The 12,799-nt window shown below is 71.0% G+C and carries 9 protein-coding genes; 4 read left to right on the forward strand and 5 right to left on the reverse strand.

The window, feature by feature from the left end:
• The first annotated feature begins 48 nt into the window (after positions 1-48).
• The 3 genes from M1R94_RS01945 (at position 49) to M1R94_RS01955 (ending at position 3,371) form a co-directional block, all read left to right on the forward strand.
• Positions 49-1,005: a carbohydrate ABC transporter permease gene (locus M1R94_RS01945; RefSeq protein ID WP_249379987.1), complete on the forward strand. Its 957-nt coding sequence runs from the start codon at positions 49-51 to the stop codon at positions 1,003-1,005.
• Between the two features lie 12 nt (positions 1,006-1,017).
• A complete protein-coding gene (locus M1R94_RS01950; protein WP_249379988.1) occupies positions 1,018-1,950 on the forward strand; it encodes a carbohydrate ABC transporter permease in 933 nt (310 codons plus the stop codon).
• 65 nt (positions 1,951-2,015) lie between these two features.
• Entirely contained in the window at positions 2,016-3,371 is a 1,356-nt protein-coding gene (locus tag M1R94_RS01955) for an ABC transporter substrate-binding protein (RefSeq protein WP_249379989.1), read from the forward strand.
• A gap of 81 nt (positions 3,372-3,452) precedes the next feature.
• Here M1R94_RS01955 and M1R94_RS01960 read toward each other — a convergent pair whose 3' ends face one another.
• The 4 genes from M1R94_RS01960 to M1R94_RS01975 form a co-directional block, all read right to left on the reverse strand.
• A complete protein-coding gene (locus M1R94_RS01960) occupies positions 3,453-4,859 on the reverse strand; it encodes an FAD-binding oxidoreductase (protein WP_249379990.1) in 1,407 nt (468 codons plus the stop codon).
• A gap of 82 nt (positions 4,860-4,941) precedes the next feature.
• On the reverse strand, positions 4,942-7,389 hold the full coding sequence (locus tag M1R94_RS01965) for an MMPL family transporter (RefSeq protein ID WP_249379991.1): 2,448 nt from the start codon (positions 7,387-7,389) through the stop codon (positions 4,942-4,944).
• Between the two features lie 83 nt (positions 7,390-7,472).
• Positions 7,473-8,111, reverse strand: coding sequence for a TetR/AcrR family transcriptional regulator (locus M1R94_RS01970; RefSeq protein WP_249379992.1), 639 nt, complete (start codon positions 8,109-8,111; stop codon positions 7,473-7,475).
• Between the two features lie 65 nt (positions 8,112-8,176).
• Positions 8,177-10,561: a glycoside hydrolase family 31 protein gene (locus M1R94_RS01975; protein WP_249379993.1), complete on the reverse strand. Its 2,385-nt coding sequence runs from the start codon at positions 10,559-10,561 to the stop codon at positions 8,177-8,179.
• Between the two features lie 164 nt (positions 10,562-10,725).
• Between M1R94_RS01975 and M1R94_RS01980 the strand changes: the two genes are divergently transcribed.
• Positions 10,726-11,793 carry a LacI family DNA-binding transcriptional regulator gene (locus M1R94_RS01980; protein ID WP_249379994.1) on the forward strand — a complete coding sequence of 356 codons (1,068 nt, stop codon included), beginning with the start codon at positions 10,726-10,728 and terminating at the stop codon, positions 11,791-11,793.
• A gap of 31 nt (positions 11,794-11,824) precedes the next feature.
• On the opposite strand, the gene M1R94_RS01985 is transcribed toward M1R94_RS01980, so the two are convergent.
• A complete protein-coding gene (locus tag M1R94_RS01985) occupies positions 11,825-12,772 on the reverse strand; it encodes a DUF808 domain-containing protein (RefSeq protein WP_249379995.1) in 948 nt (315 codons plus the stop codon).
• Between the last annotated feature and the right edge of the window lie 27 nt (positions 12,773-12,799).

Consider the following 12,799-nt stretch of genomic DNA (forward strand, 5'->3'; position numbering starts at 1 on the left):
CCGCTCACCATCCGCAGACCATCCGCAACGACGCGTCTGGAGCATGCCATGTCCACCACGGTGACACCCTCCCGCCCGGGCCCCGCCCCAGGGCTACCTCGGGCAGGACGCACGGCACAACGCCGCAGGGGGCAGCGCTCACGCAGCGACCTGCTGCCGGCGCTGCTGTTCGTCGGGCCCGCGACGATCGGCTTCCTCGTCTTCTACGTGTGGCCCGCGCTGCGGGGCGTGTACTACTCCTTCACCGACTTCAGCGTGCTGTCGCCCCCGACGTGGGTCGGCACCGAGAACTACCAGGACCTGATCCAGGACGAGCTCGTGTGGAACGCGTTCGGCGTCACCGCGCAGTACGTCCTGATCAACATCGGGGCGCAGACCGTCCTGTCCCTCGGCCTGGCCGTGCTCATGCACCGTCTGACCACCTCGATGGCCGTCCGCGGTGCGCTGCTGCTGCCCTTCCTGGTGGCCAACGTCGTGGTCGCGCTCACCTGGTTCTGGATGCTCGACTACCAGATCGGCATCGTCAACGGAGGGCTCGACTGGCTCGGCATGGACCGGATCGCCTTCTTCGGCGACTCGCAGTGGGCCATCCCGACGATCGCGATGATCAACGTGTGGCGCCACATGGGCTACACGGCCCTGCTGATCTTCGCAGGCCTGCAGACCATCCCGACGCACCTGTACGAGGCGGCCTCGCTCGACGGCTCCGGTGAGGTCCGCTCGTTCTTCACGATCACCCTCCCGCTGCTGCGGCCGGTCCTGGCGATGGTGCTGGTCATCACCGTCACGGGGTCCTTCCAGATCTTCGACACGGTCGCGGTGACCACGGCCGGCGGGCCGGTCAACGCGACCCGGGTCGTCTACTACTACATCTACGAGCTGGCTTTCGTCCGGTTCGACTTCGGGTACGCCTCGGCGATCTCGGTGGTCCTCTTCCTCGTCCTCGCGTCCGTCGCCTTCGCGCAGATCAAGCTGCTGCGCGCGGGCGAGTCGGACCTGTCCTGAGAGGGGACGACCATGGCCGTTCTCCCCGTAGCCGCAGATCCCACGACCGTGCCCCGTCGGCGACGGCTGCGCCGCCCGTCGCTCGGCCGGACCGCCGCGTGGGTCTTCATGATCGCGTCCCTGCTGGCGACGCTGTTCCCGTTCTACTGGATGCTGCGGACCGCGCTGTCCAACACCCGGTCCCTGGCCTCCAACGCCGACTCGTTCCTGCCGGCCGACATCACCCTCGGCGCCTTCGAGCGCGTGCTGGGCCTGTCGACGCAGGCCGAGGCGATCGCCCAGGGAGGTTCGGGGGCGAGCGTGAACTTCTGGCTCTACCTCAAGAACTCGTTGATCGTGGCGACGACGACGACCGTCGGGCAGGTCTTCTTCTGCGCGATGGCCGCCTACGCGTTCGCCCGGCTGACCTGGCCGGGGCGGGACAAGCTCTTCTTCGCCTTCATCACCGCGCTGATGATCCCGCCGATCTTCACCACCCTGCCCAACTTCGTCCTCATCAAGGACCTGGGCCTGCTCAACACCTACCTCGGGATCGTCCTGCCGGGACTGCTCATGACCCCGTTCGCGGTGTTCTTCCTGCGGCAGTTCTTCCTCGGCATCCCCCGCGAGATCGAGGAGGCCGCGATGATCGACGGCGCCGGCCGGTTCCGGGTGTTCCTGACGATCATCCTGCCGATGTCCTCGGCGCCGATCAGCACCCTCGCGCTGCTCACCTACATCACCAGCTGGAACGACTACTTCTGGCCGCTGCTGGTCGGCAAGGAGGAGTCGGTCCGGGTGCTGACCGTGGCCCTGGGGATCTTCCGCTCCCAGACGCCCCAGGGCAGCCCCGACTGGGCGGGCCTGATGGCGGCCACCCTCATCGCGGCCCTGCCGATCCTCATCCTCTACCTCGTCCTGGGCCGCAAGATCATCAACTCGATCGGCTTCTCGGGCATCAAGTAGGCCCCTCACCGGCTCCCGCCGGAGATCACCCCATCCCGCACCGCAGTCCCGAAAGGACCACCACCATGCCCCGACACGTCCGCACGATGGCCGCCCTGGCCGTCCTCCCGCTCGCCGCCCTGGCAGCGTGCTCGGGCGGTGACAGCGGCAGCGGCAGCGACGCCGCCCCCGCCGGCGACACCCTCAGCTACTGGCTGTGGGACACCAACCAGCTCGGTGCCTACCAGGCCTGCGCCGACGCCTTCACCGAGGAGTCCGGCGTCAGCGTCAAGATCGAGCAGTACGGATGGGACGACTACTGGAGCTCGTTGACCAACAACTTCGTGGCGGGCAACGCCCCCGACGTCTTCACCAACCACCTCTCGCAGTACCCGCAGTTCGCGGCCCAGGACCAGCTGCTGGACCTCTCCGAGCAGGTGGCCGCCGACGGCGTCGACCTGGACCAGTACCAGGACGGGCTCGCCGACCTGTGGGTGGACCAGGAGGGTGCTCGGTACGGCCTGCCCAAGGACTGGGACACCATCGCGATCTTCTACAACTCCACGATGCTCGCCGACGCCGGGCTGACCCCCGAGGAGATGTCCGTCCTGGAGTGGAACCCCACCGACGGGGGGACGTACGAGGCGGCGATCGCCTCGCTGACCGTCGACGCCAACGGGGTGCACGGTGACGAGCCGGGCTTCGACAAGGACGACGTCGAGGTCTACGGACTCGCCCTGGCCGGTGCTGGTGGCGCCTTCGGCCAGACCGAGTGGTCGATGTACGCGATGAGCAACGGCTTCGAGTACTCCGACCAGAACCCGTGGGGCACCCGGTTCGGGTACGACTCCCCGGAGTTCCAGGAGGCCCTGACCTGGTGGCGCTCGCTGATCGAGAAGGGCTACATGCCCTCGTTCGAGATCGCGACGTCAGGCGTCTCCATCATGGAGACCTACGGCGCGGGCAAGGCCGCGATGGTCACCGAGGGCAGCTGGAACACCAACGCGTACATGACCCTCGAGGGTGTCGAGACGGCGATCGCCCCCACACCCGTGGGCCCCACGGGTGAGCGCGCGAGTCTCTTCAACGGGCTGGCCGACTCCGTCTGGGCCGGCACAGACAACCCCGACGCCGCGTGGCAGTGGGTCAGCTTCCTCGGCTCGGCCGACTGCCAGGACATCGTCGCCGAGCAGGCCGTGGTGTTCCCCGCCGTCCAGAGCTCGCTCGACAAGGCCGTGGAGGCCTTCGAGGCGAAGGGCTACGACGTGGCGCCCTTCACCGTCCACGTCGAGGAGGGCACCACGCACCTCGCCCCGATCGCGGAGAACTGGGCCGAGCTGAACTCGCTCGTCACCGCAGCCGGCGAGCGCTTCCTGTCCTTCCAGCGGGACGCCGACGTGTACAGCGAGGCCAACGCCCAGGTGAACGCCCTGTTCGAGTGACTCACCGCCCCCGATGACGGCCCCGGGGCGGGTGCAGGCCGGGCACCCGCCCGCCCGCTCCCGCCCCGGGTCGCACGGCGCTCAGACCGCGATCTCGGGCGCGATGTTGTGGTTGCGGTGGAAGAGGTTGTGCGGGTCGTAGCGGTGCTTGACCGCGACGAGCCGTCGGTACTTGTCCTCACCGAACACCGCCCGCGGGTCGAGCACCCGGTGTCCCGAGGCCTCACTGCCCTGGAAGTTCACGTACTCGCCCCCGGTGGCGAAGGGCTGCAGGTCCGCCGACAGCCCCCGGACGAACGCGACCCGGGCGTCGTCGTCAGCCTCGTCGGTCCAGAACCCGTAGACGTTGATCCAGAACCGGGCGTCACGCCGCGGGAAGGGCGTCGCGGCCTCGGGAACCCGACCGTAGGCACCTCCCATGTGGTGCACGTCGAAGGCGGTCCCCACCCAGCGCTGCTCGGCCCCGCGACGGACCAGGACGTCCACGACCTCCTCGTCCAGACGGTCGAAGGAGGTGTTGCGCCAGTAGGCGCGCACCCCGTGGGGGAACAACGGGTCGACGGCGGACTGCCAGTCGACCCAAGGCATCCGGACGACCTCCTGCTCGTCGGGCGGCACGACCTCACGCAGACGGTCCACGAGCACCTCCCCCGCGGCGTGGTCAGGGGACGACCAGGCGAAGCCCACGATGAGCACCGGCTCGTCCCCGAGCTCGAGCATCGGGGGCGGCGTCATGGTCGTCACGATGGCCGTCATCTCGTCCGGGAGGTCCCGCGTCCAGGCCTCGAACGCCGCCCAGACCTCGGGCCACCGGTCCTGGCCGTAGACGAGGTTGCCGACGTAGACCTCGGGTCCCAGCCGGTGGGCACGGAAGGTCAGGGCGGTGGCCACCCCGAAGTTCCCCCCGCCCCCGTGCAGCGCCCAGAACAGCTCGTCGTGCTGCGTGGCGTCTGCCGTCACGGTGCGCCCGTCGGCGGTCACGAGCTCGACCTGGAGCAGGTTGTCGGCGGCGAGCCCGTACGCCCGGGTCAGCCACCCGACCCCTCCCCCGAGCGTCAGGCCCGCGACGCCGGTGCCCGAGACGACCCCGAGGGGCACCGCCAGCCCGTGCGGTGCGGTGGCGGCGTCGACGTGCGCGAGCGTCGCCCCGCCCTCGACGCGGACCGTCATCCCCGCGGGGTCGACGGACACCGCGCACAGGTCGCGCAGATCCAGCACCAGGCCACCGTCGACCGTGCCCGTCCCGGCCACGTTGTGGCGGCCACCGCGCACCGCGAGCTCGAGCCCGTGCTCGCGGGCGAAGGCGATCGTGGGCGCGACGTCAGCGACCCCGTGGGCCCGGACGACGACGGCGGGACGGTGCCGGACCATCGCGTTCCACACGGCCCGGACGTCCTCGTACCCCGGGTCGTCGACGGCTGTCACCACGCCCTGCACCCTGCTGCGCAGGGAGTCCAGGTGGGCACTGTCCACGGTCGTCTGCACCATGATCGACTCCTCACGCCGAACACCCGCGAGATCCCTCGATCGAGGCTATGACCGGTGTCGGCGCGGGGTCAACGGTGGCCGGTCACCGCAGCGCCCCGGCCTCCACCTCACCGGTCGACGGCTCGTGGTGGGGGTGGCGACGCTCGAGCGCAGCCCCTTCGACGTCGACGTCGGGCAGCAGGCGGTCGAGCCACCGGGGCAGCCACCACGCCTTCTCGGCAGCCAGGTGCATGAGCGCGGGCACCAGGACCATCCGGACCACGAAGGCGTCCACGAGCACCCCGAAGGCGAGCGCGAAGCCGATCGGCCGGATCATCGCGCTGTGCGCGAAGATGAACCCGCCGAACACCGAGATCATGATGATCGCGGCGGCCGTGACGACCGCCCGGCCGGCCCGCACCCCCTGCACGACGGCGAGCCGTGCCGGGGCACCGTGCGCGTACGCCTCACGCATGCCCGAGCCGAGGAACAGCATGTAGTCCATCGCGAGGCCGAAGAGGATCCCCACCAGGATGGTCGGCAGGAAGCTGAGCACCGGCCCGGGGTTGTCGACCCCGAACACGGCACCGAGCCAGCCCCACTGGTAGATGGCCACCACACCGCCCAGGGCGGCGAAGTAGGAGAGCACGAAGCCGAGCGTCGCGATGACCGGGACGAAGATCGACCGGAAGACGATGATCAGGATGATCATCGACAGGCCCACCACGACGGCGAGGTAGAACGGCAGGGCGTCGGCGAGCTTGTCGGAGATGTCGATCGCCCCGCTCGCCAGGCCCGCGACAGCGACCGGGATCTGGCCGTCCAGGGGCGAGAGCGCGCGCAGGTCGTGGACCAGCTCCTCGGTCGAGACGCTGGTCGGCCCGTCGACGGGAACGACCTGGAAGGCGGCGACGGTGCCGTCCTGCGAGGTCCCGATCGGGGCGACCGCGACCACGTCGGGCTGCTCGAAGAGCGCAGCGCCGATCCGCACCTGGTGGGCGAGGACCTCGGGCTCGGTGAGGCCGCCCGGCAGGTCGGCCACGACCAGCAGCGGCCCGTTCTGGCCCGGCCCGAACTTCTCGGCGACTGCGGTGTACGCCTGGTACTGGGTGGAGTCCGCGCCCTCCGAGGAGCCGTCGGGCAGCCCGAGGCGCAACGACAGGGCGGGCACGGCCAGGATCAGCAGGCCGACCACGCAGGCCACCACCCGACCCACCGCGACCAGCGACGACATCGGCCGGACGTCGCCCACCGACGGCGGCGCCAGCTCGGCGACCGGCGCCCGGTCGCGGCGACGCAGCACACGCCGACCCAGCAGTGCCAGCAGCGCCGGGGTGAGCGTGACCGCGATGACCACCGCGATCGCCACGCACATCGCACCGATCGTGCCCATCAGGCCCAGGAAGGGGATCCCGGTGACGTTCAGGGCGAGCAGCGCGATGATCACGGTCGCGCCGGCGAAGACCACGGCGTTGCCCGAGGTGCCGTTCGCCAGGCCGATCGACTCCTCGACGTCGTACCCCTGCAGCAGCTGGCGTCGGTGCCGGTTGACGATGAACAGCGTGTAGTCGATCCCGACCGCCAGGCCGAGCATGACACCGAGCACCGGGGTCACCGACACCATCTCGACCACACCCGAGAGCGACAGGGCCCCCAGGGCACCGATCCCCACGCCGATCAGCGCGGTCAGGATCGGCAGCCCGGCGGCGACGAAGGTCCCGAGCATGACGACCAGGACGATCCCCGCGACGACGACGCCCACGGCCTCCCCGACACCGAGGATCTCGGGGACCCCGGTGAGGATCTCGGCCGAGACGTCAGCCGTCACCCCGGGGACGGTGCCGGCGCCCAGGGTGTCGACCACGGCCTCGCGCGTCTCGTCCGCGACCTCGAACTGGGTCTGCGTGAACGCCACGGTCGCGATGGCCGCGCTGCCGTCCTGGGAGACGGTGCGGATCTCGGTGGACATCTCCAGCAGCTGCGCACCGACCTCGAGCTGAAGGGCCTGCTCCTCGAGCTGGAGCAGCCCCTCGTCGATGGCTGCCTGCTGGGCGTCGAGCTCGGGCGCGACCATCTCGAGCATCCCCGCGGCCTCGGCCTGCGCGCGGCCCTGGTCGAGCTCGGCCTGACCCTGGGCGAGCTGCTCGCGGCCCTGCTCGAGCTGCGTCCGACCCTGCTCGACCTGCTGGACCTGAGCGCTGCGCTCGGCCTCGGTCACGAAGGGGTCCACCACGGTGGTGACGTCCTGGAGGTCCGCTGCCTCGGCGATGAGACCGCTGAGGGCGGCCTGCTGCTCCTGGGTGAAGGGTGCGCCGTCGTCGGTGGTGAAGACGACGGTCCCGGTCCCTCCGGAGGCCTCGGGGAACTCGGTGGTGAGGCGTTCGGTCACCTCGGCGGTCGGGGTGCCCGGGATGGTCAGCCCGGTCGCGAGCGACCCGCCGGCCACGGCGAACGCCACGGCGGCGAGGGCGAGGACGGCGAACCAGGCGGCGACGACCGCGCGTGCGCGCCTCGCCGAGAACTGTCCGAGGCGGTAGAGGAGCTCTGCCATGACGACCTTCCGGAGCGTGCGGGTGAACAGGGGTGGACGAGGGTGGGGCGTACGCCCGCCAGGGTGCCGGTGCGGTCCGGGGTCTACCCGTAGCCCGCGTGCAGGGTCTCGAGGAGCTGGTCGACGAGCTCGGCCCAGACGCGCCGGGAGTGCTCGTCGTCGGCGGCACCGGTCCGGTCGTACCAGTGCCGGTGGAGGGTCGAGAGCCCGCTCATCAGCGCGCTGGTCAGCAGGTCGATCCGCAGGGTGTCCACACCCGGGTGACGGGAGGCCATCGCGGCCGAGAAGTGGCCGCCCAGGTGGTCCAGGCTGCGCAGGATCAGGGCCGTCCGCCAGGGCGACTCGTCCACGGTGTAGCCCAGCGACCGGGTGAGGTAGGACATCGGGGTGACCATGTCGGTCACCCGGAGCGTGTGCGCGACCTCGTCGACCATGGACGTCGCGGCGCCGTCCGGCCCGTCCAGGGCGGTCGCCCCGGCGACGAGGTTCTCGACGAGCTCACTCAGCACGCCGCTGCAGACCGCCGTGACGATGTCGTCCAGGGAGGCGAAGTGGTTGAACACGGTGCGGCGCGACAGCGCTGCCCTGTCGGCAAGCTGGTCGACCGTGAAGTGGACCCCACCGTGCTCCTGCATGAGTGCCCCGGCGGCGTCGAGGATCGCCTGCCGGTGGCGCTCCTTGACCGATGCTCGCCGGTCAGGGGCCAGGAGGGGGGCGGTCACCTGCCTACACTAAGTGCAGAAGTGCACTGAGTGCAATCACACCTGGGATGTCTTGCCCGGCGCGCTCAGCCCACGCGTTCCTGCCGCGCCAGGAGGATCTCGCCGACAGCCGTCGCGAGGACCGGCTCGAGGTCGAGGGCCTGCAGGTGGGCCAGGCGCACCGTCAGCGGGTGGTCCGACGTCGCGACCGCCAGCACCCGCTCCTTGGTCGCGTACTCGATCTGCGCGCGGTCCAGGAGGGCGAAGAGCAGTCCCGGCACGTCGTTCCCACCCAGCTGCGGCTCGGGTCCCAGGTCGACCTCCAGGACCGCGCCCGTCGGGACGTCCTGGACCGTGACCGACACGCGTGAGCCGTCGCGGTCCACGCGTGCGCGTACCGGGGCGCCGTCCACGGTCGCCCCGAGGGTGGTGCCGCCCTCGAGCGCGGGAAGGGTCACCGTCCAGCTGCGCACCGCGGGCACCACCGACGCCGGGCCGACCACCGGACCGATCACGACGGCGCCGCTGCTCTGCGTGAAGGTGATCAAGGTGCGGGCGAGGTCACCGTGCAGGGTGTCGTCGTCCTCGAGCAGCTCGAACCGGCCGTCGGCCCCCACCACGACGAGGAGCTCGAGCGCCGCCGGGTTGGCGGGCTCGTTCTCGGGCACGGCGGCAGCGTCCAGCGGGACGATCGCCCCGCCGGGGGCCAGCACCGGGATCGTGCTCAGGTCACGATGCAGGTAGGTCTCCCGCCCTCCGTCGTAGACGAGGTCGGTCAGCACGTCGACCCAGGTCCCCTCGGGAAGCCACGCCCTGACCCGGCCCAGGCGCGTGCGGCTGTCGGCCGGCTCGGTGATCGGCGCCACCAGCAGATCGGTGCCGAACAGGTACTGGTCGGGCACCTCGTACGCCGCGTCGGCCTCGGGCCACCGGTAGTACATCGGCAGCACCAGGGGCAGCCCCTCCCGGGAGGCGCGGTGGTTCATCGTGTGCAGGTACGGCACCAGGCGGTGGCGCAGCCGCAGGAACGTCGTCATGACCTCCTGGACGCCGACCGGGAAGGTCCACGGCTCCTTGGTGATGAACGGGTTGGCACCCGAGTGCAGCCGCAGGATCGGCGAGAACGTCCCCAGCTGCAGCCACCGGGTCGCGAGCTCGTCGTCCTTGGCGCCGAAGAAGTGGCCACCGATGTCGTGGCTCCACCACCCGTACCCGATGTTGCTCGCCGTGGCCGTGAACCGCGGCTGGAAGGCCAGCGACGCCCACGAGATCACGGTGTCCCCCGAGAACCCCACGGGGTAGCGGTGACTGCCCGGACCGGCGTAGCGCGAGAACGTCAGGGCGCGCCGACCGTCCCGCGCGTTGTCGAGGTAGTGGAAGTGGTTGAGCATCCACAGCGGGTCGATCCCCGCGACCCTCGAGTGGGGTCCGGACTGCCAGTCCAGCCACCAGAAGTCCACACCCTGCTCCTCGAGCCCACGGTGCAGCACCTCGAAGTACGCGGTCAGGAACTCCCGGTCGGTCACGTCGAAGGCGATCGGGTCCCCCGAGGAGCCGTCCCGCCCGAGGGCGGCCGTCATCGTGGGGTAGGCCTCCTCGTAGGCCCGCACGCCGTCGGCGGGGTGCACGTTGAGGGTCACCCGCAGGCCGTTGTCGTGCAGCCACGCCAGGAACGCCTCCGGGTCGGGGAAGAGGTCGCGGTTCCAGGTGTAGCCCGTCCAGCCGCTGCCGTGGGCCGGGTCGACGTCGACCAGGTGCCAGTCCATGTCGACCACGCTGACCGAGAACGGGATGCCCTCGTCTCGGAACCGCGTGATCAGCTCGGTGTACGACTCCGTGGTGTAGCGGTGGTACCGGCTCCACCAGTTGCCCAGCGCGTAGCGCGGCAGCACCGGGGTGGGACCCGACACGGCGTAGAAGGCCTCGAGCGCCGCCTGGTGGTCGTGACCGTAGGCGAACACGTACAGGTCGGTGCGCCCGACGCTGTCCGCGGCGACCCAGCCCTGGTCGTCGAAGACGAACGACCCGCCGTCGTCGATCACGGAGTACCCCCTGCGGGAGACCACGCCGGGCTCGAGCGGGACCGCGCCGTCGGCCTCGTCCAGGGTCCGCGCCGTGCCGCGCAGGTCGCCGGGCTCCTGCCCGTGACGCCACACCGAGTGGTAGCTGCTGACCCCGCCCTGGACCGCGAGGCTCAGCCCGCTGGTCGTGAACGGACCCTTGTCGTAGGACAGCCGCAGCCGTGACGTCACGATCTCCAGGTGCGCGTCGTCCTGGACGACCCGGAACTGCGGGACGGGCAGGTCGCGGTGGAGCGCGAACGTGGACGCGCGGTCCTCGAAGACGCCGTCGGGCGAGTGCTCGAGACGCACCAGACCCTCGGTCAGCACCGTGATGCGGTAGTGCTCGCCCTGGACGACGGCGCGCGGGTCGGCCACCGGGCGGGACGGCAGACGGGGTGGGAACGACATGGGGCGATGCTCCTTGAGGACGTAAGCGCTTACGTCGAGCATGGGCGAGCGCCCGCGGGCTGTCAACCATCCTTCGACAGGTCGTGGTGAGTCCGCACGAGAACGGCCTCAGTACCGCCGGGTGCCAAACCGCAAACGCTTACGCTGCGCGCTATCGTGACTGCGTGGCGAAGCGGTCGGCGAGTCTCAACATGTCGGACCTGGCGGCGCGGGCAGGAGTCTCGATCGCCACGGTCTCGCGCGCGCTCAGCGGCGCCCCCGGTGTCTCCGAGACCACCCGCGAGCGCATCAGGCTGCTCGCGCAGGACCTCTCCTACTCGGTCTCCCCCACCGCCGCACGACTCGCACGAGGGGCGAACGGTCGGGTCGCCGTCGTCACCCCCGACCTCGCGCACTGGTTCTACGGGTCCATGCTCGAGGGCATCGTGAGCGCCCTGCGCGACAGCGACCTGGACGTCCTGCTCTACGAGGTCAAGGAGGAGGCCGAACGACGTCGGTTCTTCGACGAGCTCCCGGCTCGGCGGCAGGTGGACGCCCTGATCCTCGTGGCCATGCCGATCAGCCGGGACGAGCAGGACAGGGTCGAGCTCATGGGGGTGACGGTCGTCATGGCCGGCGGCACGCTCGGTGACCACCCCCACGTGCGGATCGACGACGTCGCGGCGGCGCGGCAGGCCACGGCCCATCTCCTGCTGGCCGGCCACGAGCGGATCGCGATGATCAACGCGACCGGGCACTGGACCCTCGAGTACGCCGCGCCCGGGGCACGGCTCCGCGGCTTCACCGAGGCCCTCGAGGACGCCGGGGTGCCGGTCCGGCCCGACCTGGTCCTGCACCAGCCCTGGGGGAGCCTCGGCGGCGCCGAGGGAATGAGCCGGCTGCTCAGCCTCGCCCGCCCTCCCACGGCCGTGGTCACCTTCTCCGACGAGCTCGCCTTCGGGGCGCTCCGGACGCTGCGGCGAGCCGCGGTACCCGTCCCGCACACCGTGTCCGTCGTCGGGATCGACGACCACTCGCTGGCCGACATGGTCGACCTGACCACCGTGCACCAGCCCGTCACCGAGCAGGGGCGCGTCGCCGGGCGCCTCGTGCAGGAGGTGCTCGCCGGAGGATCGGCCGGCTCACCTCACGTGACCCTCCCGACACACCTCGTCGTCCGGGGGACGACCGGTGCCCCCCCGTCGGGTCACCGCAAGGACACGCCACCGGACGGGCCCCCGGGTCTCGCCTGACGGCACCGACCTCCCCGCGCGATCGCACCGATCAGTGCGCCCCGGCGGCGACCCGGCGTCTCGGCAGCAGGTGCACGACGGCGACGACGACGGCGCCCACCACGAGCCCGACCAGCGCCGAGGCGAGGGTGTTGGTGAGCCAGGCCAGGGTGCCGCCGACCCCCGGCACGGTGTGGACGGCCTCCTCGGCGCGGTGCACGAGGTCGTACAGCGCGTGCCAGCCCAGCTCGTCGACCCCGACGAGCAGGATGTGACCGCCGACCCACAGCATCGCCACGATCCCCACGGCCGAGAGCACGGCGAGGACCTTGGGCATGGCCCGGACCAGGAGCCGCCCGGTCGCCGCGACCGCCCCGTGCCGGGTCCGCGCCAGGCGCAGCCCGATGTCGTCCATCTTCACGATCAGCGCGACCACCCCGTAGACGAGCAGGGTGATCCCCAGCGCGACCACGACCAGGATCACCGCGCGCGAGACCAGCGGCTCGTCGGCGACCTCGTTGAGGGCGATGACCATGATCTCGGCCGAGAGGATGAAGTCGGTGCGGATCGCCCCGGCGACCATGGCCTTCTCGACGTCCTCGCCCTGCGCCGCCGCGGGCAGGGCGGTCTTCTCCTTGGCATGCCCGGTGAGGACCTCGTAGACCTTCTCGGCGCCCTCGAAGGCCAGGTAGGTCCCGCCGACCATGAGGATCGGGGTGAGCAGCCACGGTAGGAACTGGCTGAGCAGCAACGCGGCGGGGAGGATGAACACGAGCTTGTTGCGCAGCGAGCCGACGGCGATCCGTCGCACGATCGGCAGCTCACGCTCGGCGGTGAAGCCGTGCAGGTACCGCGGGGTCACCGCCGTGTCGTCGATGACCACACCGGCGGCCTTGGCGCTCGCCCGCCCGGCGGCCGCGCTCACGTCGTCGACCGACGCCGCGGCGAGCTTCGCGAGCGCGGCGATGTCGTCCAGGAGAGCCGCCAGACCGCCTGCCATCAGGACTCCTCGTTCGCGCCGTGACGG

This window comes from Actinotalea alkalitolerans (assembly GCF_023369855.1).
Lineage (GTDB): Bacteria > Actinomycetota > Actinomycetes > Actinomycetales > Cellulomonadaceae > Actinotalea.

Excerpts from the sequence above, each read along its gene's own strand:
- M1R94_RS01945 (WP_249379987.1), top strand. The coding sequence starts at position 49 with ATGTCCACCACGGTGACACCCTCCCGCCCGGGCCCCGCCCCAGGGCTA.
- M1R94_RS01950 (WP_249379988.1), top strand. The coding sequence starts at position 1,018 with ATGGCCGTTCTCCCCGTAGCCGCAGATCCCACGACCGTGCCCCGTCGG.
- M1R94_RS01955 (WP_249379989.1), top strand. The coding sequence starts at position 2,016 with ATGCCCCGACACGTCCGCACGATGGCCGCCCTGGCCGTCCTCCCGCTC.
- M1R94_RS01960 (WP_249379990.1), bottom strand. The coding sequence starts at position 4,859 with ATGGTGCAGACGACCGTGGACAGTGCCCACCTGGACTCCCTGCGCAGC.
- M1R94_RS01965 (WP_249379991.1), bottom strand. The coding sequence starts at position 7,389 with ATGGCAGAGCTCCTCTACCGCCTCGGACAGTTCTCGGCGAGGCGCGCA.
- M1R94_RS01975 (WP_249379993.1), bottom strand. The coding sequence starts at position 10,561 with ATGTCGTTCCCACCCCGTCTGCCGTCCCGCCCGGTGGCCGACCCGCGC.
- M1R94_RS01985 (WP_249379995.1), bottom strand. The coding sequence starts at position 12,772 with ATGGCAGGCGGTCTGGCGGCTCTCCTGGACGACATCGCCGCGCTCGCG.